At 69.8% G+C, this 25,458-nt stretch carries 24 protein-coding genes; 17 read left to right on the top strand and 7 right to left on the bottom strand.

Annotated elements, in window-relative coordinates; translation table 11 throughout:
• The first annotated feature begins 59 nt into the window (after window positions 1-59).
• The 7 genes from paaA (at window position 60) to AKH00_RS05040 (ending at window position 6,200) form a co-directional block, all read left to right on the top strand.
• Window positions 60-1,037: a 1,2-phenylacetyl-CoA epoxidase subunit PaaA gene (gene paaA / locus AKH00_RS05010; protein WP_050721551.1), complete on the top strand. Its 978-nt coding sequence runs from the start codon at window positions 60-62 to the stop codon at window positions 1,035-1,037.
• Window positions 1,037-1,342, top strand: a complete 306-nt coding sequence (gene paaB / locus AKH00_RS05015; RefSeq protein ID WP_050721552.1) for a 1,2-phenylacetyl-CoA epoxidase subunit PaaB — start codon at window positions 1,037-1,039, stop codon at window positions 1,340-1,342. The genes paaA and paaB overlap by 1 nt, the downstream gene beginning before the upstream one ends.
• Entirely contained in the window at window positions 1,339-2,172 is an 834-nt protein-coding gene (gene paaC, locus AKH00_RS05020; RefSeq protein WP_050721553.1) for a 1,2-phenylacetyl-CoA epoxidase subunit PaaC, read from the top strand. Before paaB ends, paaC begins: the two co-directional genes overlap by 4 nt.
• A complete protein-coding gene (gene paaD / locus AKH00_RS05025; RefSeq protein WP_152926099.1) occupies window positions 2,169-2,660 on the top strand; it encodes a 1,2-phenylacetyl-CoA epoxidase subunit PaaD in 492 nt (163 codons plus the stop codon). The genes paaC and paaD overlap by 4 nt, the downstream gene beginning before the upstream one ends.
• Window positions 2,660-3,757: a 1,2-phenylacetyl-CoA epoxidase subunit PaaE gene (gene paaE / locus AKH00_RS05030; RefSeq protein ID WP_050721555.1), complete on the top strand. Its 1,098-nt coding sequence runs from the start codon at window positions 2,660-2,662 to the stop codon at window positions 3,755-3,757. Before paaD ends, paaE begins: the two co-directional genes overlap by 1 nt.
• 72 nt (window positions 3,758-3,829) lie before the next feature.
• On the top strand, window positions 3,830-4,600 hold the full coding sequence (locus AKH00_RS05035; protein ID WP_050721556.1) for an enoyl-CoA hydratase/isomerase family protein: 771 nt from the start codon (window positions 3,830-3,832) through the stop codon (window positions 4,598-4,600).
• A gap of 76 nt (window positions 4,601-4,676) precedes the next feature.
• Entirely contained in the window at window positions 4,677-6,200 is a 1,524-nt protein-coding gene (locus tag AKH00_RS05040; protein ID WP_050721557.1) for an ATP-dependent DNA ligase, read from the top strand.
• 98 nt (window positions 6,201-6,298) lie between these two features.
• Here the strand turns inward: AKH00_RS05040 and AKH00_RS05045 are convergent, their stop codons facing one another.
• The 4 genes from AKH00_RS05045 to AKH00_RS05060 are packed head-to-tail and all read right to left on the bottom strand — an operon-like array spanning window position 6,299 to window position 10,301.
• A complete protein-coding gene (locus AKH00_RS05045) occupies window positions 6,299-6,808 on the bottom strand; it encodes a phosphoribosyltransferase (RefSeq protein WP_050721558.1) in 510 nt (169 codons plus the stop codon).
• A 39-nt stretch (window positions 6,809-6,847) separates the two neighbouring features.
• Window positions 6,848-7,693, bottom strand: coding sequence for a transglutaminase family protein (locus AKH00_RS05050; RefSeq protein ID WP_050721559.1), 846 nt, complete (start codon window positions 7,691-7,693; stop codon window positions 6,848-6,850).
• Entirely contained in the window at window positions 7,690-8,616 is a 927-nt protein-coding gene (locus AKH00_RS05055) for an alpha-E domain-containing protein (RefSeq protein ID WP_050721560.1), read from the bottom strand. The genes AKH00_RS05050 and AKH00_RS05055 overlap by 4 nt, the downstream gene beginning before the upstream one ends.
• Window positions 8,610-10,301, bottom strand: a complete 1,692-nt coding sequence (locus AKH00_RS05060) for a circularly permuted type 2 ATP-grasp protein (RefSeq protein ID WP_050721561.1) — start codon at window positions 10,299-10,301, stop codon at window positions 8,610-8,612. The genes AKH00_RS05055 and AKH00_RS05060 overlap by 7 nt, the downstream gene beginning before the upstream one ends.
• A 194-nt stretch (window positions 10,302-10,495) precedes the next feature.
• Between AKH00_RS05060 and AKH00_RS05065 the strand changes: the two genes are divergently transcribed.
• The 3 genes from AKH00_RS05065 (at window position 10,496) to AKH00_RS05075 (ending at window position 13,537) form a co-directional block, all read left to right on the top strand.
• Window positions 10,496-12,148, top strand: a complete 1,653-nt coding sequence (locus AKH00_RS05065; RefSeq protein ID WP_050721562.1) for a thiamine pyrophosphate-binding protein — start codon at window positions 10,496-10,498, stop codon at window positions 12,146-12,148.
• 70 nt (window positions 12,149-12,218) lie between these two features.
• Window positions 12,219-13,076, top strand: coding sequence for a PhzF family phenazine biosynthesis protein (locus AKH00_RS05070; RefSeq protein ID WP_050721563.1), 858 nt, complete (start codon window positions 12,219-12,221; stop codon window positions 13,074-13,076).
• Window positions 13,077-13,102: 26 nt separating this feature from the next.
• Window positions 13,103-13,537, top strand: coding sequence for an NUDIX domain-containing protein (locus AKH00_RS05075; RefSeq protein ID WP_050721564.1), 435 nt, complete (start codon window positions 13,103-13,105; stop codon window positions 13,535-13,537).
• A gap of 19 nt (window positions 13,538-13,556) precedes the next feature.
• Here AKH00_RS05075 and AKH00_RS05080 read toward each other — a convergent pair whose 3' ends face one another.
• From AKH00_RS05080 to AKH00_RS05090, 3 genes are all read right to left on the bottom strand, one after another.
• A complete protein-coding gene (locus tag AKH00_RS05080) occupies window positions 13,557-13,937 on the bottom strand; it encodes a VOC family protein (RefSeq protein WP_050722061.1) in 381 nt (126 codons plus the stop codon).
• 239 nt (window positions 13,938-14,176) lie between these two features.
• On the bottom strand, window positions 14,177-16,042 hold the full coding sequence (locus AKH00_RS05085) for an FAD-dependent monooxygenase (protein ID WP_050722062.1): 1,866 nt from the start codon (window positions 16,040-16,042) through the stop codon (window positions 14,177-14,179).
• Between the two features lie 5 nt (window positions 16,043-16,047).
• Complete coding sequence (locus tag AKH00_RS05090; protein ID WP_050721565.1) at window positions 16,048-17,427, bottom strand: MFS transporter; 1,380 nt, start codon at window positions 17,425-17,427, stop codon at window positions 16,048-16,050.
• Between the two features lie 163 nt (window positions 17,428-17,590).
• Between AKH00_RS05090 and AKH00_RS05095 the strand changes: the two genes are divergently transcribed.
• The 7 genes from AKH00_RS05095 to AKH00_RS05125 all read left to right on the top strand — a co-directional run bounded on the left by AKH00_RS05095 (window position 17,591) and on the right by AKH00_RS05125 (window position 25,451).
• Window positions 17,591-19,024: a fumarylacetoacetate hydrolase family protein gene (locus tag AKH00_RS05095; protein WP_050722063.1), complete on the top strand. Its 1,434-nt coding sequence runs from the start codon at window positions 17,591-17,593 to the stop codon at window positions 19,022-19,024.
• Window positions 19,021-19,701, top strand: a complete 681-nt coding sequence (locus AKH00_RS05100; RefSeq protein ID WP_050721566.1) for a GntR family transcriptional regulator — start codon at window positions 19,021-19,023, stop codon at window positions 19,699-19,701. Before AKH00_RS05095 ends, AKH00_RS05100 begins: the two co-directional genes overlap by 4 nt.
• Complete coding sequence (hpaE, locus tag AKH00_RS05105; protein ID WP_050721567.1) at window positions 19,698-21,194, top strand: 5-carboxymethyl-2-hydroxymuconate semialdehyde dehydrogenase; 1,497 nt, start codon at window positions 19,698-19,700, stop codon at window positions 21,192-21,194. The genes AKH00_RS05100 and hpaE overlap by 4 nt, the downstream gene beginning before the upstream one ends.
• 148 nt (window positions 21,195-21,342) lie before the next feature.
• Window positions 21,343-22,479 carry a 3,4-dihydroxyphenylacetate 2,3-dioxygenase gene (gene hpaD, locus AKH00_RS05110; protein ID WP_050721568.1) on the top strand — a complete coding sequence of 379 codons (1,137 nt, stop codon included), beginning with the start codon at window positions 21,343-21,345 and terminating at the stop codon, window positions 22,477-22,479.
• Between the two features lie 88 nt (window positions 22,480-22,567).
• Complete coding sequence (locus AKH00_RS05115; RefSeq protein WP_050721569.1) at window positions 22,568-23,353, top strand: 2-keto-4-pentenoate hydratase; 786 nt, start codon at window positions 22,568-22,570, stop codon at window positions 23,351-23,353.
• Entirely contained in the window at window positions 23,338-24,141 is an 804-nt protein-coding gene (locus AKH00_RS05120; RefSeq protein WP_050721570.1) for an HpcH/HpaI aldolase family protein, read from the top strand. The genes AKH00_RS05115 and AKH00_RS05120 overlap by 16 nt, the downstream gene beginning before the upstream one ends.
• A gap of 59 nt (window positions 24,142-24,200) precedes the next feature.
• Window positions 24,201-25,451 (top strand): MFS transporter, encoded by a 1,251-nt coding sequence (locus AKH00_RS05125; protein ID WP_050721571.1) that lies wholly within the window; start codon window positions 24,201-24,203, stop codon window positions 25,449-25,451.
• Window positions 25,452-25,458 lie beyond the last annotated feature (7 nt).

A 25,458-nucleotide genomic window follows, 5' to 3' on the forward strand; every position in this document is an offset into this window, starting at 1 on the left:
CGTGTCAGAATTACCTAACGAGCGGTCAGTAAAGATTGCCGCTCCGTGAGGAGTCGATGATGACCGCACCCGCAGACCTGTCTCTCGCAGGAGCCGCGCCCACCGAGGAGGAGCGGCTGTTCGACGAGCTCATCGCGAACGAGCAGCGCATCGAGCCGCGCGATTGGATGCCCGACGCCTACCGCAAGACGCTCATCCGTCAGATCTCGCAGCACGCCCACTCCGAGATCATCGGCATGCAGCCCGAGGGCAACTGGATCACACGCGCTCCGAGCCTCAAGCGCAAGGCGATCCTGATGGCCAAGGTGCAGGACGAGGCAGGCCACGGCCTCTACCTCTACTCCGCCGCGCAGACCCTCGGCATCACGCGCGACGAGATGATGGACCAGCTCATCACGGGCACGGCCAAGTACTCCTCGATCTTCAACTACCCCACCCCGACCTGGGCCGACATGGGTGCGATCGGCTGGCTCGTCGACGGGGCGGCGATCTGCAACCAGGTGCCGCTGTGCCGCGCCTCCTACGGCCCCTACGGCCGCGCCATGGTGCGCGTGTGCAAGGAGGAGTCCTTCCACCAGCGTCAGGGCTTCGAGATCCTGCTCACCCTCATGCAGGGCACGGATGAGCAGCGACGGATGGCGCAGGACGCCGTGGATCGCTGGTACTGGCCCAGCCTCGCGATGTTCGGCCCGCCCGACGACCAGTCCCCCAACTCCGCGCAGTCCATGAAGTGGAAGATCAAGCGCTTCTCCAACGACGACCTGCGTCAGCGCTTCGTGACGATGCTCGTGCCCCAGGCCGAGATCCTCGGCGTCACGCTGCCCGACCCCGACCTCCGCTGGAACGAGGACGCCGGGCAGTACGACATCGGCGAGATCGACTGGGACGAGTTCTTCCAGGTGCTCCGCGGCAACGGCCCGTGCAACGCCGAGCGCCTCGAGCGCCGCCGCACGGCGCACGAGGAGGGCGCCTGGGTGCGGGAGGCGGCGGCCGAGTACGCCCGCAAGCAGCGGGTCGGCGCGAAGGCGGTGGCGTGATGGCGACGCCCGGGGCCGACGAGCGCGAGCCGTGGCCGCTGTGGGAGATCTTCGTGCGCGCGAACCGCGGACTGAGCCACGTGCACGTCGGTTCGCTGCACGCCCCGGATGCCGACATGGCGATCCGCAACGGCCGCGACCTGTACACGCGTCGCGGCGAGGGCGTGTCGATCTGGGCGGTTCCCGCCGAGGCCATCACGACCAGCGACCCCGACGCGAAGGGCGCGTACTTCGAGAGTCCCGCGGGCAAGAACTACCGCCACGCCGTGTACTACACGGCCTCCGAAGGCGTACCGCACCTGTGAGCGGGCACGAGTCTCACGACCTCCACGGCGAGGTGAGTGTCGACGAGCTCTCGCTGAGCGCCGAGCTCGCGGGCGGTTCGACCGTCGCAGTATCGGCCGACATCGCGGAGTACGCGCTGTGGCTCGGCGACGACGCGCTCATCCTGTCGCAGCAGCTGGGCGAATGGATTTCGCGGGCTCCCGAGCTCGAGGAGGACGTCGCGCTCGGCAATATCGCCCTCGACCTGCTCGGGCACGCGCGGTCCTTCCTCCGCTATGCGGGCTCGTACGACGGCCGCAGCGAGGACGACCTGGCCTACTTCCGGGATGAGCCGGAGTTCCGCAGCTCCTGGCTGGTCGAGCAGCCCAACGGCGACTTCGCGCAGACCATCGCCCGGCAGCTGATCGCCTCGACGTACATGCTGGACCTCTACGGCGCGCTGCGCGCGAGCAGTGACGAGACGCTCGCGGCGATCGCGGAGAAGGCGCGCAAGGAGGTCGACTACCACCGCGACCACGCCGTGCAGTGGGTGCTGCGTCTCGCCGGCGGCACGGAGGAGTCCCGCGAGCGCATGATCCGAGCGCTCGGCGATGTGTGGCCCTACGTGGACGAACTGTTCCGTGACGAGCCGCTGACCGAGCGTCTGGGGGACGCCGCCGTGCGACCGTCCTCGTTGCGGCAGGGCTTCGACGCCGTGATCGAGACCGTCTTCGCCGAGGCCGACCTCACGGTTCCCGAGGTCAGCGCCTCCTCGGCGGGTGGACGCCGCGGGGCGCACGCGACGCCGCTCGGCCATCTGCTGGCCGAGATGCAGGTGCTCGCGCGACGGCATCCGGGGGCGACGTGGTGAGCCGGGCGGTCGACAAGGATGCGTGGGGCATCGCCGCGGCGGTCCCCGACCCTGAGGTGCCGGTTCTCACGATCGAGGACCTCGGCGTTCTGCGCTCCGTACGCGTGAACGGTTCGGCCGTGCACGTCGACATCACGCCCACGTACAGTGGCTGCCCCGCCATGGACACGATCCGCGACGACGTCGTGCTCGCCCTCACGGCCGCCGGCTACTCCCCCGTCGACGTCTCGCTCGTCCTCTCCCCCGCATGGACGACGGACTGGATGTCGGATGCCGGCAAGCAGAAGCTCGAGCGCTTCGGCATCGCCCCGCCGACCGGCCGCGCCGCCGTGGGATCCGGCCCCATCCGCCTCGCACTGAGCGTGCGCTGCCCGCAGTGCGGGTCGCTCGACACCCGCGAGGTCTCGCGCTTCGGCTCGACATCCTGCAAGGCGCTGTACGAGTGCCGCGCCTGCCTCGAACCCTTCGACCACTTCAAGGTGCACTGATGGCCCGCGCCCGCTTCCACACTCTCGCCGTCGAGAGCGTGCGTCCCCTCACCGACGACTCGGTCGAGGTCACCTTCACGGTGCCCGCAGCGCTCACGGGCGACTACGACCACCTGCCGGGTCAGTACGTGGCCCTGCGCACCACACTGGACGGCGTCGAGGTGCGTCGCTCGTACTCGCTGTGTCGCGCTCCCGAGAAGCGCGCGGACGGACAGGACACCCGCCTGAGCGTCGCCGTCAAGCGCGACGAGGGCGGGCTGTTCTCGACCTGGGCGCAGACGGGTCTGCAGCCCGGCTTCGAGATCGACGTGATGAGCCCGCAGGGCACCTTCACCTCCGCGCTGCCCGACCTCGACCGTCGTCACGTCGTCGGGATCGCGGCCGGTTCCGGGATCACCCCGCTCATGGCCCTCGCGCACACCGTGCTGTCGCAGTCGGCGACCGCGCGGTTCACCCTGCTGTACACGAACCGCTCGACGCTCGACGTGATGTTCCTCGAGGACCTCGCCGATCTCAAGGACCGCTACCCGACCCGACTCACGCTGCATCATGTGCTGTCGCGCGAGCAGCGCACGGCGCCCGTGCTGTCGGGCCGCCTCGACGAGGAGAAGCTGCGGACGATCCTGCGGATGCTGATCGATCCGGCCGACGTCGACGAGTGGTTCCTGTGCGGCCCGCTCGCCCTCGTCGACCTGTGCCGCGAGGTGCTCGCCGAGGTCGGCGTCGGGCGCGAGCACATCCGCTTCGAGCTCTTCACGACCGGCGACGAGCCTGTGCGGGCCGCCCGCCCCGTGGAGGTGCGCAAGGGTGAGCGCACCTGGCGGATCGAAGTGAACCTCGACGGTGTGTCCTCGACGGTCGAGAGCCCGGTCGACGCACACGAGTCGGTGCTGAACGCCGCGTTGCGCGTGCGTCCCGACGCGCCGTTCGCGTGCGCAGGCGGCGTGTGCGGCACGTGCCGGGCCCGCGTTATCGAGGGCAGTGTGACGATGACCGAGAACTATGCGCTGGAGCCCGACGAGCTCGAACGCGGCTATATCTTGACGTGCCAGTCCCATCCGACGAGCGACCGGCTCGTGGTCGACTACGACGTGTGAGGAGCACCCGATGATCGATCTCACGAGTGACCATGTCGGGTCCCGGCGCCCACGACCCCCGAGGAGCGCCCGATGATCGATCTCACGATCGCCGACGACGTCGCCACCGTGCCGCTGAACGCCCCCGCGAAGCTCAACGCCCTCGACGAGCAGGCGTTGCGCGACCTCGGTCGCGCCTATGACGAGGCCGATGCCGCCGGAGTGCGTGCGCTCGTGCTGCGCGGTGAGGGGCGGGCATTCTGCGCCGGCCGCGACATCTCCGGCGTCGACCCGCGCGACGACGACGTCATGGGCTACCTCGGCGGACTCGTGACGCCGCTGCTGCAGCGGATGGCGCGCTTCCCCGCCCCGACGTTCGCGGTCGCGCACGGTGCCTGCCTGGGCGTCGGGCTCGGCCTGCTGATCGCCACCGACGTGGTGTACGTCGCCGAGTCCGCCAAGATCGGATCGCCGTTCGCGGCTCTCGGCGCGACCCTCGATTCGGGTGGCCATGCGTACTTCGTCGACCGGCTCGGACCGCATCGCACCCTCGACCTCATCTACACGGGGCGCCTCATGAGCGGCGCGGAGGCCGTGGCCGCCGGGCTCTTCTCGCGCGTCTTCCCCGACGACGAGGTCGTGCAGGCGACAGCGGATGCCGCGGCCGCCGCTGCCCGCGGAGCCACGGCGGCGTTCCTCGCGAGCAAACAGCTCGTCGCCCGCATCCGCGACGAGCGCCTGGCACTGTGGGAGTCGATCGAACTCGAGAACGCCGCGCAGACCGCGCTGTGCGACACGGACGACTACCGCGAGGGCTTCGCTGCCTTCCAGGAGAAGCGCCGCCCGGAATTCCGCGGGCGCTGAGCCTCCAGGCGCCCCGAATCACTCGTGCGCCGCAAGGGGCTGGCCGGATGTCAGAGGTTCGGGCCAGACTGCATCCATGAAGCTCGCTGACGTGGTCGCCACCGCCGAGACGGTGACCGCCACCTCCTCCCGACTCGCGAAGATCGACGCGCTGGCCTCCCTGATGTCGACAGCGGATGCCGGGGAGCTGCCGGCTCTCGTCGGCCTCCTGCTCGCGGCGCCACGGCAGGGCAAGCTCGGCGTCGGGTGGCGCGGGCTGTCGGCGCTCCAGGTCACGCACGTCGAAGCTCCCGAGCTGTCGATCGGAGCGGTCGATCACGCGCTCGACGCGCTCGCGGCGGCGTCGGGTTCGGGATCGGCGTCCGCGCGCACCAGCATCCTCACCGATCTCGCGGCACGGTCGACCGATCGGGAGTGGGATTTCCTGTCCCGGTCGATGCTCGGCGAGCTGCGCACGGGCGCCCTCGCCGGGGTGCTGCTCGACGCGATCGCGAAGGCCTCAGACCGTCCGGCCGCCACCGTGCGTCGCGCCGCGATGCTGTCGGGAGACCTCGGCGAGACAGCCGTGGTGGCGTTGGCCGGCACCGAGGAAGAGCTCGACGCGATCGGCCTCGCGGTGGGGACGCCCGTGCTGCCGATGCTCGCCGGCACGGCGACCACCCCGACGGACGCGCTCGAGGCGACCGGCCGCGCGTCCGTCGAGTACAAACTCGACGGAGCTCGCATCCAGGTGCACCGCCACGGCGACGAGGTGGGCGTCTACACGCGCAGCCTCGCCGACATCACGCACCGCGTGCCCGAGATCGTCGAGATCGTCCGTGCGCTCCCGGTGGACGACGTGATCCTCGACGGGGAGACCCTCGCGCTCGATGAGGACGGCGGACCGCGCCCGTTCCAGGAGACCATGTCGCGGTTCGGTGCCGAGGTGAGTCGCGATCTCGCGCTGCGGCCCTGGTTCTTCGACGTCCTGCACATCGACGGACGCGACCTGATCGACGAGCCGCTCTCGGTGCGGCTGGCCGAACTCGAGCGCATCGCCCCCGACTGGCGGATGCCCGGCGTCATCACCGACGACGCAGAAGAGGCGGAGCGGCTCTCGCGCGAGGCGCTGGCGGCAGGACACGAGGGCGTGCTGGTGAAGGGCATCGACTCGACCTACACGGCGGGGCGTCGCGGAAAGGCCTGGATCAAGGTCAAACCCGTGCTGACCTACGATCTGGTCGTGCTCGCCGCCGAGTGGGGCTCCGGTCGGCGGCAGGGCTGGCTGTCGAACCTTCATCTCGGCGCGCGCGATCCCGACGGCGAGTTCGGCGATCCGGGCGGATTCGTGATGGTCGGCAAGACCTTCAAGGGACTCACGGACGAGCTGCTGCGCTGGCAGACCGAGCAGTTCCCCGCCGTCGAGTCTCGCCGTACGCAGAGCACAGTGTTCCTCGAGCCCGCGTTCGTGGTCGAGATCGCGATCGACGGCGTCCAGCGCTCACCCCGCTACCCCGGCGGGATCGCTCTGCGGTTCGCGCGCGTCAAGGGCTACCGGCCCGACAAGCAACCGTCCGACGCCGACACGGTCCAGGCACTGCGGGGCCTGCTGCGCGGATGACCCCGTGCTGCACGGGTGGAAGGCGGATCGATCGCCTCAGGCTGTGGGCGGCAGCCCCTGGCGCTGCGCTCGGGAAACGCGGGCCGGCGAACCACAGGTCACGCCGTGGGCGGCAGCCCCTGGTCCTCCTCGCGGACCGTTCCCTGGAACGACCACGGGAAGTCGATCCAGAGGTCCGTGTCCTTCCACGCGTAATCCGGCTGGATGATCGTCGACGGCTTGGTGTAGATCGTGACCGAGCGCACGTCGGCGCCCTTGTCCGTGAGCAGCTGCACCGCCAGAGCAAGGGTGCGCCCGGAGTCCGCGACGTCATCCACGAGCAGCACCCGACGACCGTCCAGGTACGCCATGTCGAGCTCGGGCGGCAGCACCTCGGGGGCGTCGAGCACCGTGCCGATGCCCGTGTAGAACTCCACGTTGATCGCACCGCAGTTCTTCGTGCCGAGGCCGTACGCGATCGCGCCGGCCGGCAGCAGTCCGCCGCGGGCGATCGCCACCACGACTTCCGGCTCGAAGCCGCTCTCGAGGATCGCGCGCGCGAGGTCCCGCGTCGCAGAACCGAAACCGTCCCAGGTGAGCGTCTCGCGCTCGATCGAAGAATCCGTCACCGACTCATTCTCCCAGTTGTCGCGTGCAGCTCGCGCCGCTCATTCGAGACGCGTCACCTCGACGGTGACGAAGAGCTCCGAGGCGCTCGGGCCGGCGTACACCCCGCGCAACGGCGCGACGTCGGTGTAGTCGCGCCCGTGTCCGATGTACACGTGGGACTCGCCGATCTCGACGAGGTTGGTGGGGTCGTACCCGTGCCACGCCCCCGAGTACCACTCGACCCAGGCGTGGGACTCACCGGTGACCGGCTGCCCCAGCGCCGCCGTCGGGTCGGGATGCAGGTACCCGGACACATAGCGGGCGGGGATCCCCGCCGCCCGGAGCATCCCGAGCGTGACGTGGGCGATGTCCTGGCAGACGCCCGATCGCGTCGGCCACGCATCTCGGGCCGTGGACCCGACCCCTGTCACCCCGCTGCGGTACTCCATCGCCTCGCCGACCTCCCGGCAGATGCGGAGGGCGATCTCGTCGATGCCTGCGCCACCCGCGACGATCCGCTGCGCGATCCCGACCATCTCCTCGTCGGCATCCGTGGCCGGAGTCTGCACCACGCACTCGGCCAGCTCCAGGGAGAGCGAGATGCGGGCGGAGAGCTCGTCCCAGCCGATCGGCGGTCCGTCCGGCTGCGCGGGGCGCACATCGACCACGCTGGTCGCGGTGACAGTGAGCATCCGATGCGGAGTGAGCACCTCGAACGTCGACACTCGGGTGCCCCAGTAGTCCGGATAGGAGTGCTGCGTGGCGGTCGGCGAGATCTCGAGCGCGGCCTGCAGCACGAACTGCCCGTCCCGGGATCGTGGCAGCATACGCGCCTCGTTGTACGACGCGGTCGCGGGGTCCGCGTAGCGGAAGCCCGTGCGGTGCACGATGCGCAGGCGGCTCACAGCGCCTCTCCGATCCACACCGGCATCGCGATCGACGGGAAGTACCGCTCCTTGATCGCGTCGCTCGCGAGCGACATCCCCACCTGGACCTCCTCCATGCTCTCCGACAGGGTGCGCACCGTGTCGTCGATGGGACGGTATTCGAGCTCCGACCGCAACCGGCCGAGCACGCGGTGTGCGGGGTCGGGCACGCCCGACGCCCCGGCGGGGTCGATTCCGCGAAGGGACTCCTCCGCCTGCAGGATGCTGGCCAGCACCGATCGCGGGAACCGGCGGCCGATCAGCAGGAACTCGACGGCCGAGGCGGCGGTCGGGATCGCCCGATGGCTGCGGAGGTGGGCCTCGTAGGCACCGCAGCTGCGCAGCAGCGTCGTCCAGCTCGGTCCCCCGGCGTCCGTCAGCGATCGGGTCGCCAGGAGTCGCGCCGTCATGTCCGCCCTCTCGATCGAGCGCCCCAGCACGAAGAAGTGCCACGCCTCGTCCCGGCTCGTCGAGGAGTCCACCACGCCGAACACGAGGGCGGAGCGGTCGCGGACCCACCGGAAGAACGGGTGCGTGCGTTGAGAGGCGATACGTCGCGGCATGGCGGCGTTCGACTCGTTCAGAGTCTCCCAGAGGTCGGTGGAGATGATCTCCCGCGCACGGCGGGCGTTCTCCCTCGCGGCAGCGATCGAGTGGGCGATCGATGCCGGGTTGTCGCGATCCAGCGCGAGCAGCCGCACGACGTCGTCGCGGCTCAGCACGGCGTCGACGTCGGCAGTCGTGCCCATCACGGCGAGCAGTGCGCGGCATGCCGTGTCTTCGTCGACCCAGGGATCCTCGAGCAGAAGCTGCAGATGGACGTCCAGGATGCGGGCGGTGCCGTCGGCCCGCTCGACGTATCGGCCGATCCAGAACAGGGCCTCCGCGATGCGACTCAGCATGCGTCACCTCCGTCGTCGCGCGCCGACTGCTGCTGTTGCTGTTGTTGTTGCTGCTGGTGGTTCCGCAGGTCCAGGTCCTCGTCCTGCGGCGACGACAGGAACGGCGGATGCGAATCCTCCCGCGCCGAACTCACGATGCCGATCGCGCCGGTCGCGAGCGAGACCTCGTCTGCCGCGGGATCCGCCTCGCCGACCACGGCCGCCAGCGGGCCCGTGAGCAGCGACGGATCGATCACCCAGGTGTCCTTCGATCCGCCGCCCTGGCTGGAGTTCACCACGAGCTGCCCCTCCGGGAGCGCCACACGCGTGAGCCCGCCGGGTAGCACCCAGACGTCGTCCCCGTCGTTCACGGCGAACGGACGCAGGTCGACGTGCCGCGGGCGGAATCCGTCGTCCACGAGTGTCGGGATGGTCGACAGCTGCACGACGGGCTGCGCGATCCATCCGCGCGGATCCGCGAGGAGCTGCGTCCGCAGCGCGTCCAGCGTCGCCCGCGACGCCGCCGGCCCCACGACCAGGCCTTTGCCGCCCGAGCCGTCCACGGGCTTCACGACCAGCTCGTCGAGACGGTCGAGCACCTCCGCGAGCGCATCCGGTTCCTCGAGCCGCCACGTGTCGACGTTCGGGAGGATCGGATCCTCCCCGAGGTAGTACCGGATGAGCTCCGGCACGTAGGTGTAGACGAGCTTGTCGTCCGCCACCCCGTTGCCCACCGCGTTCGCGATCGTGACCGTGCCGAGCCGGGCTGCGAGCATCAGCCCCGGCGCCCCGAGAACCGAGTCCGGTCGGAACTGCTGCGGGTCGAGGAACTCGTCGTCGACGCGGCGGTAGATCACGTCGACCCTGGTCGGTCCGGCCGTGGTGTGCATCCACACCCGACCCCCCGAGCAGAACAGGTCGCGGCCCTCCACGAGCTCGACCCCCATCATTCGGGCGAGCAAGGTGTGCTCGTAGTAGGCCGAGTTGTGCACCCCGGGGGTGAGGACGACGACCGTCGGGTCGTCGGCGCCCTCGGGGGCCGCGGCGCGGAGCGCCTGCAGCAGACGCCCGGGATAGTCGACCACAGGCCGCACGCGGAGGCTCGTGAACAGCTCGGGCAGCGTCTGCGCCATGACCCGCCGGTTCGCGAGCACATAGCTCACACCGCTCGGCACGCGCACGTTGTCTTCGAGCACGCGCCAGGCACCGGCCTCGTCCCGGATCAGGTCGATTCCCGCGACGTGGATGCGCACCCCGTTCGCGCCGACGATCCCCGCCGCCTGTCGATGGAAATGCGAGGAGGAGCTGATGAGCGACGCGGGGATGACGCCGTCCTTCACCGCGTGCTGCGGGCCGTAGACATCGGCGAGGAAGGCCTCCAGCGCGCGCACCCGTTGCTTCACACCGGACTCGACGTACTTCCAGTCGTCCGCGGCGATGACCCGCGGGACGACGTCCAGCGGGAACGGCCGCTCCTCGCCCGCGAAGTCGAAGGTCACGCCCTGCGCGAGGTACGAGCTCGCCAGAGCATCCGTGCGGGCACGCAGCTCGGCGTCGTCCATCCCGGCGAGCGCCGGATACATGTCCTTGTACGGTGCGCGCACCCCACCCGACCCGGACATCGCATCGGCGGGGAACATCTCGTCCCAGGCCGCCGGTGCCCCCGGCGTTCGACGCGCTCCGTATCCGTTGAACAGCGACTCCATGTGGGCATGTTTCCCTGCCCCGGTTTCCGCGATGTTACACACGGGAGTCGGCCCGGCGACGAACCGACAGCGATAGGATCGACCTGTCCGGCATATCGGCCGGTGCTTGAAAAAGAGGCACGAAGCCCCACGACGACGCGGCGGCGAGACACATACGGAACTCCTCCTCCGTCCCTGTCTCGAAAGGCACCCGCATGCCCACCGTGTCCGCGCACGTCGCCCTCACCCTCGCCCAGCACATCGACGCCGTCTTCGGCGTGATGGGCAACGGCAACGCCTACTTCCTCGACGCGATCGAGACGCAGACGGATGCCGTGTTCACCGCCGTCCGCCACGAGCAGGGCGCAGTGGTCGCCGCGGATGCGCACTTCCGCGCCTCGGGACGCATCGCCGCCGGCACGTCCACCTACGGCGCGGGCTTCACGAACACCCTCACGGCCCTCGCCGAAGCCGTGCAGGCTCACGTGCCCCTCGTGCTCGTGGTGGGCGACGAGCCCACCTCGGGTCCGCGCCCCTGGGACGTCGACCAGATCGCGCTCGCCTCGGCCGTCGGCGCCCGCACCTATACCGTCGGGCGTGCGGATGCCGCGGCGACGACCGTGATCGCGATCGAACACGCCCTGACCTACCGCGTGCCCGTGGTCTTGGCGATCCCCTACGACGTCGCGTCACTCGACGCCGGCGACGTCGCCGAGGCGCCGGCACCGCGCCTTCCCGCTCCCCTCGCGCCGCGCGGCGAGTTCGCCGAGGGCATGCTCGACGAGATCGCCACGGCTCTCCGCGGTGCCGAGCGGCCCTTCCTCCTCGCCGGCCGCGGCGCTTGGCTCGCCGGTGCAGGCCCCGCGCTGGGCGAGCTGGCCGACCTCACGGGCGCGCTGACCGCCTCGTCGGCGCTCGGCCGCGGGGTGTTCCCCGCCGCGGAGTACGACCTCGGCGTGACGGGCGGCTTCGGCGCCGACGGCGCCATGGGGCTCGTGCGCACAGCAGACGTCGCCGTGGTGTTCGGCGCTTCGCTCAACCAGTTCACGATGCGCTTCGGGGAGTTGTTCGCCCCCGGAACCCGGGTGTTCCAGATCGACATCGCCCCGGCGGCGACGCACCCGAACGTGGGCGGCTTCGTGCGAGCGGATGCCCGGGTGGCGGCAGAGGAGATCGTGACGCGACTGCGTGACCGCGGGGAGAACGTCGGCCCGTGGCGGGAGACGGTCGACGTGGTGGCGGCACGGGCGTACGCACCCGGTGACGATCTCGCCCCGGACGGGCGTCTCGACCCCCGGTCGGCAGCACGCCGCCTGGGCGAGCTGCTGCCCGCGGACCGCGTCGTCGTGTCGGACGGCGGCCACTTCATCGGCTGGGCGAACATGTACTGGCCGGTCGCCGCACCCGACCGCATGATGATGGTCGGCACCGCGTTCCAGTCGATCGGCCAGGGATGGCCCAGCGTCGTCGGCGCGGCCCTCGCCCGACGCGACTCCACGATCGTGCTGACCTCCGGCGACGGAGGCGGGCTCATGGCGATCGCGGATCTCGAATCCGCGGTCCGGGCCGCGGCGGGTCGCGGCATCGCGGTGATCTGGAACGACGCCGCCTACGGCGCCGAGGTCAACCTCTACGGACTCAAAGGTCTCGCCGAGGGACCCATGCGCATCCCCGAGGTCGACTTCGCGGCGTTCGGCGCCGCAGTCGGAGCGGAGGGTGTGGTCGTGCGCACGCTCGACGACCTCGACCGGGTCGCCGCCTGGTCGCAGGAAGACCCCGCGACGCGGCGCTTCCTGCTTCTCGACCTCCGCATCTCGGGCGACGTGATCGCCCCGTACCAGCAGGAGATCATCCGCGTGAACTCGTGAGCGGCGCTGGCGGTCGACGATCGGGCCACTTCCGCGCAGTGGCCCGCCGCCTTCTCGCTAGGCTCACGTCATGACCGTCTCCCCCGTCGTCCTGCGCTACAGTGCCTTCGCCGCCGCTCCCGATGGAGGCAATCCCGCGGGCGTGGTTTTCGACGGCGACAGCCTCTCGGACGCGAGGATGCAGGAGATCGCCGCCGAAGTCGGCTACTCGGAGACCGCCTTCGTCGTGGGACGGGCAGCGGATGCTCCCGGGGCGCGCTACCGCGTGCGGTACTGGTCGCCGACCGCGGAGGTGCCCTTCTGCGGTCACGCGACCGTGGCGACCGCGGTGGCTCTCGCCGAGCGGGACGGACCCAGCGAGGTCGTGTTCGACACCAACGCGGGGCCCGTGGCGCTGCGCTCGACGATCGCAGCGGACGGCGTAGTCGCGGTCTCGTTCACGAGCGTCGAGCCCGAGGTGCGCGCGATCGACGACGCGGTGCTCGACCGTCTGCTCGCCCTGCTGGGCGTGGCACGCTCCGACCTCGACCCGCGGTTCCCCGTCGCCGTGGCGTTCGCCGGCAACCGGCATCCGATCGTGGTGCTCGCGGATCGCGGACTTTTCGACCAGTTCCGCTTCGCTCCCGCCGAGGTCGCCGCGCTGATGCGCGAGCAAGGATGGCTGGGCACGGTGACCGTGCTGCACGTTCCGGGCGACGGCTCGGACATCGACGCAAGGAATCTGTTCCCCGTCGGTCGCATCACGGAGGACCCGGCCACGGGCTCTGCTGCCGCGTCGACCGGCGCGTATCTGCGCGAGCACGGCTATGCCGGACGTACGATCCGCATCCATCAGGGCGCGCACGTCCGTCGCCCGAGTCTCCTCACGGTCGCGATCCCGGAGTCCGGCGGAATCGAGGTCTCCGGCGGCGCGTTCCGCATCGCGTAGAGCGCACGCTCGCGTACCCTGCAGGGATGCCTGCCATCCGCAACATCGCCGTCGGCCTGCCCGTGAAGGACGGCCACGTGCTCGCCCTCGAGGGCTACGACCACTCCCGCGACCTCCACTTCCTCCGGGCGATCGGCGGCGGCATCGAGTTCGGAGAGACCGCTGTCGAGGCGTTGCACCGCGAATACATGGAGGAGTTGGGCGTCGTGCTCGACAGCGCCGAGCCTCTGGGTGTGTTCGAGAACATCTTCACGTACAAAGGCGAGCGGGGTCATGAAATCGCTCACGTCTTCGCAGTCACCAGCACCGCGCTGGACGCCGTGCCGCTCGACGCCGTGCTCGAGATCCTCGATCAAGGCAGTCCGGTGCGCTGGGTGCCGATCGACGACATCGCCGCGGGCACCCGCGTGCTGTTCCCCGCGGGCGCACCGGAGTCGCTGCTCGCCCTCGCGTCGCGATGACGAGCAGCGTGCCCGGTTCTCAGGCCTGCGCGCTGTAGTCCGGAAGCTCCTGCAGCGTCCAGGTGTTGCCGTCGGGGTCGTCGAACCACACGAAGCGGCCCCACCCGAGGTCCTCGACGCCTCGCGCTTCCACGCCCTGTGCGGTGAGCTGGGCCTTCGCCTCCTCGGCATTGGGCACGACGACCTGGATCGTCTTCTGCTGGCCGGGTTCGAGCGGGATGTCGAGACCGGTGCCGAACGCGATCGAGCACGCGGAACCCGGTGGCGTCATCTGCACGAAGCGCAGCCCCTCGTAGGGGACCTGATCGTGGTCGGGGTTGAAGCCGATCTTCGTGTAGAACTCCTTCGAGCGGTCGACATCGCTCACCGGCACGAAGATGAGCTCGATCTTCCAGGACATGGTCACACCCTCCCGGCGGGCGTCGGCGCCCGCACGCGACTCACGGTACGCCGAGCCACCGACATCCCACCAGGGATCGATCGCGTGCATCGGCGATATATCGGGATGCTGGTGCGAGCCCCGCGCGGAACGACGGAGATCACGCGATTCGCAGGACCGAACCACGGGTATGACCCTGCGAATCGTGTGATCTCCCGCAGAACGCGCGTGCCATCGCCGGCCCCGCACGCCACCGCGAGTCAGCGCGCCGGCAGCAGAGCCCCTGCGAAGAACTCCTCGAGCTCGTCGACCGCGTCCAGCGGCAGCACCGTCGCGACGTACTGGTCGGGCCGCACCACGACCACGACCCCGTCCCGCGACAGCTCGCGAGCGGCGAAGATGTCGGTCTCGGTCCACTTCGACGGACCGGCCGCGTACACCTTCTCCCAGTCGGTCAGCCCGAGGGGCCCCGTCCTCGGCTGGAACAGCGCCGGGGCGCTCGTGACCTCCAGCTCCTCGTACGGCTGCTGGTACACGGCTTTCACATCGAACACGGCATCCGCGTCGGCATCCACCGGAGTGAAGAGCTCGAACACGCCCTCCGCAGCCGCAGCCCACGCAGCGAGCGCCGAGCCGTCGCGGTCGCCGAACGCGTACACCCGCCACCGACCGTCGGCGCGCGCATGGTGCCCGAGGTGCACGACGTTGCCGTCTCCGACGCGCACGACCTCCGCAGACTTGAAGCGCTTGCCGATCGGGAATCCCACCGCGAGGCCCTGGTGCAAGGCAGTCCCCGTGATCATCGACGGCGTGTACTGCGTCATGAACCCCGAGGGGAACTCGGCGGTCGCGAGATAGTACGTGGCGAGCTCGGCCGGGTCGGTGATCTCGGCGGGCTTGCGCGCCATGAGCGTCGACCATTCCCGGTCGAAGTCGATGAGCTGTTGGGCGACCGGGCGCCGCTCGGCCCCGTAGGTCGCGAGCAGCGCCTCAGGTGCTCGTCCGGTCAGCACCGATCCGAGCTTCCACCCGAGGTTGAAGCCGTCCTGCATCGAGACGTTCATGCCCTGTCCGGCCTTGGCGCTGTGCGTGTGGCAGGCGTCGCCGGTGAGGAACACCCTGGGCGTGCGACCGGAACCGTCGACCACGTCGTCGAAGCCGTCGGTGACGCGGTGGCCGACCTCGTACACGCTGTGCCAGGCCACCTGCTTCACGTCGATCGAGTACGGGTGCAGGATCGCGTTCGCCTTGCGGATGACCTCCTCGATCGGGGTCTGCCGCACCCGGTGGTCGTCGTCTGCGGCGACCTCGCCGAGGTCGATGTACATCCGGCTGAGGTAGCCGCCCTCGCGCGGGATGTGCAGGATGTTGCCGGCCTCCGAGTTGATCGCGCATTTGGTGCGCCAGTCCGGGAAATCGGTGTTCACGAGCACGTCCATGACACCCCAGGCATGCGCGGCGCTCGCACCGACGTGGGTGCGGCCGATCGCCTGTCGCACCCCGCTGCGCGCGCCGTCGCATCCGGCGACGTACTTCGCGCGGACGGTCCGCTCCTCGCCCGCGCGCTCCCCGGCGACGTACCGCACGCCGACCTCGACGGGGTACTCGCCCTCCTCGTGCACCGTGAGCCCGGTGAACTCGACGCCGTAGTCGGGCGCGATGCGCGCGGGTCCGTGCGCCGCGGCCTCCGCGAAGTAGTCGAGCACGCGCGCCTGGTTCACGATCAGGTGCGGGAACTCGCAGATGTCGTACGCGTAGTCGGCGGTGCGCGAGGTGCGGATGATCTCGTCCGGCTTCTCGGGGTTCGGACCCCAGAAGTTCATCCAGCCGATGTTGTACGCCTCGGCGACGATGCGCTCCGCGAACCCGAAGGCCTGGAAGGTCTCGACGCTGCGGGGCTGGATGCCGTCGGCCTGGCCGAGCACGAGACGCCCGTCGCGCTTCTCGATGATGCGGGTCGTCACCCCCGGGTACTGGGACATCTGCGCGGCGAGCAGCATGCCCGCGGGGCCTGAGCCGACGATGAGCACGTCGACCTCGTCGGGGAGGTCGCTCGGTCTCTCGGCGACCTGTGCGGGGAGGACCCGCGGGTCGCCCGACACGTAGCCGTGGTGGTGGAACTGCATCGGGATCACGCCCTCGCCATGCCGTAGACGGGGCTCACCGACTGCTCCTCCTCGTGGTCCGGTCCGAGCGGGATGCCGGAGCGGTCGCGCAGCAGCAGCGTGGCGATGAGGCCGAGCACGGTCATCCCGGCAAGGTACCAGGTGACCGCCTGCGTCGAGCCGGTCGCCTGCACGATCGCGGTCGCGATGGTCGGAGCGAACGCGCCTCCCGCGATCGCGCCGATCGCGTAGGAGATCGAGACGCCCGAGAAGCGGATGCTGGCCGGGAAGAGCTCGGTGTACAGCGCCGCCTGCGGCCCGTACGTGAACCCGAGGCCGATCGTGAGGATCGCGAGTCCCGCGAACAGGAGTCCGATCTCGCCCGTGTTGACGAGCGGGAAGAGCGTGAACACGCCCACGAGCTGCAGGACCCAGCCGATGATGTAGGTCGTGCGGCGCCCGATGCGATCGGAGACCCAGCCTGCCAGCAGCGTGGTGAGCAGCCAGGTGACGGCGGAGCCGGCGACCGCCCACAGCACGGGTCCGCGCTCGAGGCCGATCGGGCCATCGGGGTTGGTGGCGTAGCCCTGGATGTATCCGCCCGTGGTCATGTAGCCGACGGCGTTGTTGCCGGCGAACACGAACGCGGCGATGATCACGAGCAGCAGATGCTTCTTGAACAGCTGGACGATCGGCATCCTGGCGCGCTCCTTGCGCTCCGCGAGCTCGGCGAACACCGGGCTCTCCTCGACGCGGCGGCGGACGTAGTAACCGACGAGGATCAGCACGACGCTGAGCAGGAAGGGCACGCGCCAGCCCCAGGAGAGGAACTGGTCGCCGGGCGCGATCGCCGTCATGAGCGCCATCACGCCGGACGCCAGCAGCAGCCCGAGCGGCACGCCGATCTGTGGAGAGGCTCCGAAGATGCCGCGCTTGGTGCGCGGCGCGTGCTCGACGGCCATCAGCACAGCGCCGCCCCACTCACCGCCGGCGGAGATGCCCTGGATGATGCGGAGCAGCACGAGCAGCACCGGCGCGGTGATCCCGATCGCCTGATAGGTGGGGAGGATGCCGATCAGAGCGGTCGCGGCGCCCATGAGGATCAGTGTCCACATGAGCACGGTCTTGCGACCGAGCTTGTCGCCGTAGTGACCGGCGAGGAAGGCACCGAGCGGGCGGAACAGGAAGCTCACGCCGACGGTCGCGAAGGCGATCAGGGCGCTGTTGGCACCGAGCGGCTCGAAGAAGAGCTGGCCGAACACCAGACCGACGGCCGTGGCGTAGATGAAGAAGTCGTACCACTCGACGGTGGTCCCGACGACGGTGGCGAACACGACGCGACGGCGATCGGTCGCGGAGGCGATGGTGCCGGTGGGTGTGAACCCGCCCTGTGGCTGCCCGCTCATGGGTATCTCCTTTGATGGTGACGGCACTGTCACGGCATTCCTGCGTGATCCGAACGAACGGAGCGGGCGGGTTGCCGGGGTGATCTCGATGATATACGATTTCGGATACGACGCAATACGGCGTCGTGACGATGCGCGAGGAGGCGCCCCCGTGACGGCATCCATGACCCGCCCCGGCAAGATCATCGCGATCCACCTGAGCTACGCCTCCCGGGCCGAGCAGCGCGGCCGCCGCCCCGCCGCCCCCTCCTACTTCTTCAAGCCGACGAGTTCGGTCGGCATCTCGGGGGGCACGGTCGAGCGCCCGGCCGGCACCGAACTCCTCGCCTTCGAGGGCGAGATCGCCCTCGTGATCGGCGCTCCCGCGCGGCGGGTGGCGCTCGAGGACGCCTGGGACCACGTCGCCGCCGTCACGGCCGCGAACGATCTCGGCCTCTACGACCTCCGCGCGAACGACAAGGGCTCCAACGTCCGCTCCAAGGGCGGCGACGGCTACACGCCGCTCGGACCCGACCTGATCGACGCCCGCGCGGTGGATCCCGCCGCACTGCGCGTGCGTGCCTGGGTCAACGGAGAGCTCCGGCAGGAGGACACCACCGCCGGACTGATCTTCCCCCTCGCGCAGCTCGTGGCCGACCTGTCGCAGCACTTCACGCTCGAGACCGGCGATGTGATCCTCACGGGCACGCCCGCCGGCTCCTCGGTGATCGTGCCCGGCGACGTCGTCGAGATCGAGGTGGATGCGCCGGACGCGCCCGGCGCACCGACCTCCGGGCGCCTCGTGACCACCGTGACGCCGGGTGACGTGCCCTTCGATCCGGAGATCGGATCGCTTCCCGCGGTCGACGACCTCCAGCGCACCGAGGCCTGGGGGTCGCGCGAGGAAGCCGGACTGCCCGCACCGGCACCGACCCTCTCGCCCGACCTCCGCGCGAAGCTGCTCGAGGCGCCGACCGCCGGCCTGTCGGCGCAGCTGCGCAAGCGCGGGCATCACGGATGCTTCGTCGACGGCGTCTCCGCGAACATCGCCGGCGCGAAGGTCGTCGGCACCGCGAAGACCCTGCGCTTCGTGCCGTTCCGTGAAGATCTGTTCGCGTCGCACGGCGGCGGATACAACGCCCAGAAGCGCGCGTTCGACACGGTCGGCGAGGGCGAGGTCATCGTGATCGAGGCCCGGGGCGATGCCTCGAGCGGCACCCTGGGAGACGTCATGGCGCTGCGCGCGCAGACGCTCGGCGCCGCAGGCGTCGTCACCGACGGGGGTGTGCGCGACTACGAGGCGGTCGCCGCGCTCGGCTTCCCCGTCTTCTCGCAGGGCGCGCACCCGTCCGTGCTCGGACGCCGCCACGTGCCGTGGGAGGTCGACGTCACGATCGCGTGCGGCGGTGCCACAGTGCAACCGGGCGATATCGTCGTGGGCGACTCCGACGGCGTCATCGTCATCCCGCCGTCCCTCGCTGCGGAGGTCGCAGACGCCGCGCTCGCACAGGAGGTCGAGGACACCTGGGTGGCCGAGCAGGTCGCCGCAGGCCACCCGGTCGACGGGCTCTTCCCCATGAACGCCGAGTGGCGCGCACGCTACGAGGCACGCTCATGAGCACGACCGCGACGAGCAAGTCGGAGGTCGCGTACGAGTGGATCCGCTCGCGCATCACCGGCCACATGTTCAGCCCCGGCTACCGCCTCGTGCTCGGCTCCATCGCCGAGGACCTGCAGATGAGCGTCGTGCCCGTCCGCGAAGCGATCCGACGCCTCGAGGCCGAAGGGCTCGTGACCTTCGAGCGCAACGTCGGCGCCCGCGTAACGCTGGTCGACGAGAGCGAGTACGCCCACACCATGCAGACGCTCGGGATCGTCGAGGGCTCGGCGACCGCGCTCTCCGCTCCCCTGCTCGACGAGGCCGCGCTCGACGAGGCCACGCGCATCAACGAACGTATGGCGCGGATGCTCGATCATCTCGACGCGCACGCCTTCACCGAACTCAACCGGCAGTTCCACTCCGTGCTGTTCGAGCCGTGCCCCAACCCGCACCTGCTCGACCTGGTGCACCGCGGATGGTCGCGGCTGTCCGGCATCCGCGATTCGACGTTCGCGTCGGTGCCCGGCCGCGCGCGGCACTCGGTCGAGGAGCACTCGCAGATCGTCGAGCTCATCCGCATCGGTGCCGACCCGCTCGAGATCGAGCTGGTGGCCCGCGATCACCGTTGGCGCACGAGGGATGCCTTCCTCGACGCGCTCCACACCCGCACCCACACGACAGGAGGGCTCTCATGACCGACTCCCGCATCCCCGCAGACCTGCCCGACCACATCAGGCACTACATCGACGGCGCCTTCGTCGACTCGGTCGACGGTGACACGTTCGACGTGCTCGACCCGGTCACGAACGAGACCTACACCACAGCCTCGGCGGGCAAGAAGGTCGACATCGACCTCGCGGTCGCCGCAGCGAAGCGCGCGTTCGATGAGGGCCCGTGGCCGCGCATGCTTCCGCGTGAGCGCTCGCGAGTGCTGCACCGCATCGCCGACATCGTGGAGTCGCGCGACGCCCGGCTCGCCGAGCTGGAGTCGTACGACTCCGGACTGCCGATCACGCAGGCCCTCGGCCAGGCACGGCGTGCGGCCGAGAACTTCCGCTTCTTCGCCGACCTGATCGTGGCGCAGTCCGACGACGCCTTCAAGGTGCCCGGCAAGCAGATGAACTACGTCAACCGCAAGCCGATCGGCGTCGCGGGGCTCATCACCCCGTGGAACACGCCGTTCATGCTCGAGTCGTGGAAGCTGGGCCCCGCGCTCGCGACCGGCAACACCGTCGTGCTCAAGCCCGCCGAGTTCACGCCGCTGTCCGCCTCGCTGTGGGCGGGGATCTTCGAGGAGGCAGGGCTGCCGCAGGGCGTGTTCAACCTCGTCAACGGACTCGGTGAGGATGCCGGCGACGCCCTCGTGAAGCATCCGGACGTCCCGCTCATCTCGTTCACGGGCGAGAGCCGCACCGGCCAGATCATCTTCGGCAACGCCGCGCCCTTCCTGAAGGGCCTGTCGATGGAGCTCGGCGGCAAGTCGCCCGCCGTCGTTTTCGCCGACGCCGACATCGAGGCGGCGGTGGACGCCACCATCTTCGGGGTGTTCTCGCTCAACGGCGAGCGCTGCACCGCCGGGTCCCGCATCATCGTCGAGCGGTCGATCTACGACGAGTTCGTCGAGCGTTACGCGGCGCAGGCGAAACGCGTCAAGGTCGGGTACCCGCACGACCCGGCGACCGAGGTCGGTGCGCTCGTGCATCCCGAGCACTACGAGAAGGTGATGTCGTACGTCGAGATCGGCAAGAGCGAGGGGCGTCTCGTCGCCGGCGGTGGTCGTCCCGAGGGGTTCGAGGAGGGCAACTTCGTGGCTCCGACCGTGTTCGCCGACGTCTCCCCCGATGCGCGCATCTTCCAGGAGGAGATCTTCGGTCCGGTCGTCGCGATCACGCCGTTCGACTCCGACGAGGAGGCGCTCGCCCTCGCGAACAACACGAAGTACGGTCTCGCGGCATACATCTGGACCAACGACCTGAAGCGCGCGCACAACTTCGCGCAGGCGGTCGAGGCGGGGATGGTGTGGCTCAACAGCAACAACGTGCGCGACCTCCGCACCCCGTTCGGTGGCGTCAAGGCCTCGGGGCTGGGCCACGAGGGCGGCTACCGCTCGATCGACTTCTACACCGACCAGCAGAGCGTGCACATCACGCTCGGCGGCGCGCACAACCCCACCTTCGGCAAGAACTGACCAGAGAGCTTCGGTCGTCGAGCAAGCGAAGCGAGACGACAGGCAAGAGCTTCGGTCGTTGAGCGAGCGAAGCGAGACGAAACGCAAGAGCTTCGGTCGTTGAGCGAGCGAAGCGAGACGAAACGCAGATGAGAGCAAGGACGCTGACATGACCGACCGTCACGAGATGACGCTCACCTCCGCCGGCTACTACGTGAGCCAGGAGGCGCCGATCCGTACCGAGAACCCCATCGCGACGCCACAGGGCACCCCGCCCGACGTGCTGCGCTGCGCCTACATGGAGCTCGTCGTCACCGACCTCGCCGCTTCACGGGTGTTCTACGTCGACGTCCTCGGGCTCTACGTGACCGAGGAGGACGACGAGGCGATCTACCTGCGCTCGACCGAGGAATTCATCCACCACAACCTCGTGCTCCGCAAGGGACCTGTCGCCGCCGTCGCGGCGTTCTCGTACCGGGTGCGCGAGCCCGCCGACCTCGACCGCGCCGTCGCGTTCTACACCGAGCTCGGCTGCGACGTGCGCCGCAACCCCGACGGTTTCGTGAAGGGCGTCGGAGACTCCGTCCGCGTGGTCGATCCGCTCGGCTTCCCGATCGAGTTCTTCCACCAGAGCGATCACGTCGAGCGGATGTCGTGGCGGTACGACCTGCACATCCCCGGCGAGCTCGTCCGCCTCGACCACTTCAACCAGGTCACCCCCGACGTGCCCCGCGCGGTGAAGTTCATGCAGGACCTCGGGTTCCGCGTCACGGAGGACATCCAGGACGAGGAGGGCACCGTGTACGCGGCGTGGATGCGCCGCAAGCCCACCGTGCACGACACCGCCATGACCGGCGGCGACGGACCCCGCATGCACCACGTGTGCTTCGCGACGCACGAGAAGCACAACATCCTCGCGATCTGCGACAAGCTCGGGGCCCTGCGACGCTCCGACGCGATCGAGCGCGGCCCCGGCCGCCATGGGGTGAGCAACGCGTTCTACCTCTACCTGCGTGACCCCGACGGGCACCGCGTCGAGGTCTACACGCAGGACTACTACACCGGCGACCCCGACAACCCGGTCATCACCTGGGATGTGCACGACAACCAGCGTCGCGACTGGTGGGGCAACCCGGTCGTCCCCTCCTGGTACACCGACGCCTCGCTCGTGCTCGACCTCGACGGGAATCCGCAACCGGTCGTCGCTCGCACCGACTCGAGCGAGATGGCGGTCACGATCGGCGCCGACGGCTTCTCGTACACGCGCGCCGAGGACGGCGAGAAGAAGCTCGGCAACCAGCTCTAACCCCCGTCTATTTCTGCCGTATGGCGCGAATAGACGGTCCATTTCTGCCACTCGGCAGAAATAGACGGTCCTGAAGGAGGAGGAACGGATGCTCTCGCACGACGACATCGCGCAGATCGCCGCGGAACTGGCCGAGGCCGACCGCACGCACGGCGTGATCCCGCGGATCACGTCGCGGTACCCGGATGCCACGGTCGAGGACTCGTACGCCATCCAGGGCGTCTGGCGCGACGCGCAGATCGAGGCCGGACGTCGCCTCGTCGGCCGCAAGATCGGGCTGACATCGAAGGCCATGCAGCAGGCGACCGGCATCACCGAGCCCGACTACGGCGTCATGTTCGACGACACCGTGTACGAGTCCGGGTCTGAGATCCCGCACGCCCACTTCTCCAACGTGCGCATCGAGGTCGAGCTCGCGTTCGTGCTCGCGCGTCCGCTCGAAGGCCCGGACTGTACGCTCGACGACGCCCTCGCCGCGATCGACTACGCGGTGCCCGCTCTCGAGGTCCTGAACTCCCACATCGAGCTGGAGGGCCGCACGATCGTCGACACGATCAGCGACAACGCGGCGTACGGCGCGATGGTGCTCGGCACCGAGCGTCGACGGCCCGATGAGATCGACCTGCGCTGGGTGCCCGGAGTGCTGTCGCGCAACGGCGAGATCGAGGAGACCGGCGTCGCCGCCGGAGTCCTCGGACACCCGGCGACCGGCGTCGCCTGGCTCGCGAACAAGTTCCACCAGCACGGCGCGCGCCTGGAGGCCGGGGAGATCATCCTGGCAGGATCGTTCACGCGCCCGATGTGGGTGTCGCGCGGCGACGAGGTGCTGTGCGACTACGGACCGATGGGAACCATCACATGCCGCTTCGTCTGACCCCGTCCTTCCGCGAGGCTCTCGCGGCATCCGATCGCCCGCTCATCGGCATGTGGGCATGCTCGGGCAGTCCGCTCGTGACCGAGGTGGCGGCAGGTTCCGGTCTCGACTGGCTGCTGATCGACATGGAGCACTCCGCCAACACGCTCGAGTCGACCCTGGTACAGCTGCAGGTCGTCGCCGCCTACCCGATCACCCCGGTCGTGCGGGTTCCCGCGAACGACGCCGTCGCGATCAAGCAGGTCCTCGACCTCGGCGCGCAGAACATCATCGTCCCGATGGTGTCGTCTGCCGACCAGGCCCGTGCCGCGGTCGCCGCCACCCGGTATCCGCCCGAGGGCGTGCGGGGCGTCGGCAGCGCGCTCGCACGCAGCGCGCGGTGGAATCGCGTCGACGGGTACCTCCGCGACTCCGCCCGCCACACCTCCCTCACGGTGCAGATCGAGACGACTGCGGGCGTCGCGGCGGCATCCGAGATCGCGGCCGTCGACGGAGTGGATGCCGTCTTCGTCGGCCCATCCGACCTGTCGGCCTCGATGGGGCTGCTCGGTCAGCAGACGCATCCCGACGTGGTCGCCGCAGTCGAGAGCGTGTTCGCCGCGGTGCGCGCCCAGGGCACGGCGGTCGGTGTGAACGCCTTCGACCCGGCCGCCGCCGACGCGTACATCGCCGGCGGCGCCGACTTCGTCGCGGTGGGTGCGGACGTGGCATTGCTGGCGCGGGCCTCCGAGGCGCTCGCTGCGCGCTTCCTCCCGGCATCCGAGGGTTCGGGGCGCGCGAGCTACTGACCCCGGCGCGGGGGTGTCCGGTGGCAGGATGGCCTGATGCACACGAGTGAGCCCGCGCGATGATCCGCGCTCTCGCTGCGATGCAGGACCGCGGGTTCCGCTGGTTCTTCCTCGCGCGCGCGATCACCATGATCACGGGGTCGATGTCGTCGATCGCGCTGGCGTTCGCTGTGCTCGAGATCGACAACGACCCGCAGTCGCTGTCGTTCGTGCTCGCCGCCTTCACGCTCAGCAACATCGTGTTCCTGCTGTTCGGCGGCGTCGTGGCCGACCGTCTGCCGCGTGCTCTCATCATCCAGTCCTGCTACGTGATCGACATCGTCAGCATCGGCACCATGGCCGCGCTGCTGTTCTCGGGCACGGCGACCGTCCCCCTGCTCGCCCTGCTGTCCGTGCTCAACGGCGCATCGACCGCGTTCGTGCTCCCCGCGATGCAGGGCATCATCCCGCAGCTGACAACGCCCGAGCATCTGCAGCAGGCCAACGCCATGCTGTCGTTCGTGCGCTCCGCGACCGTGATCGGCGGACCGGTCATCGCCGGCATCGTCGTCGCGACCGCCGGCCCCGCCTGGGTCATGGTCGCGCAGGCCGTCGCCTGGGCCGTCGCGATCCCGGTCCTCGCGATGGTCCGCCTGCCTCCGCCTGCGCACGGCGGAGGCACCTCCCTGTTCCACGACCTCCGGGTCGGATGGCGGGAGTTCGCGAGCCGCACCTGGCTGTGGACGATCGTGGTCGCCTTCATGATCATGAACGGCATCCACATCGGCGCCTGGGGCGTGATCGGCCCGTACATCGCGAAGACCGACGAGCGACTCGGAGTCGCGGGCTGGGGGTGGGTCGTGAGCGCCGAGGGCCTGGGCGTGCTGCTGATGACGCTCGTGCTCCTGTGGTTCCCGCTGAAGCGGCCGTTGCGCTACGGGATGATCGGCATGGCGACGTTCGCGATCCCGCTCACCGTTCTCGGCGTCCACCCCGCCGTGGTGCTGCTCGCGATCGCCGCGTTCCTCGCCGGGGCGGGGACGGAGGTGTTCAGCACCGGCTGGAACGTGGCCATGATGGAGAACGTCCCCGGCGACAAGCTCTCGCGCGTGTACAGCTACGACATGCTCGGCAGCTACGTCATCCTGCCCATCGGCACCCTCGTGTACGGCTGGCTCGTCACGCACGCCGACGTCGTGACCGTGCTGGTGACCTCGGGCATCGTCTATGCGAGCGTCGCTGTCGTGACCCTCCTGGTGCCGACCGTCTGGCGCATGGGGCGACCCGCCGCGGCGCTGGGAGTCAGGCACGGGGAGTTGGCGGATTCATAGCAATCGG

Source organism: Microbacterium sp. GCS4 (assembly GCF_001262495.1).
GTDB lineage: Bacteria > Actinomycetota > Actinomycetes > Actinomycetales > Microbacteriaceae > Microbacterium.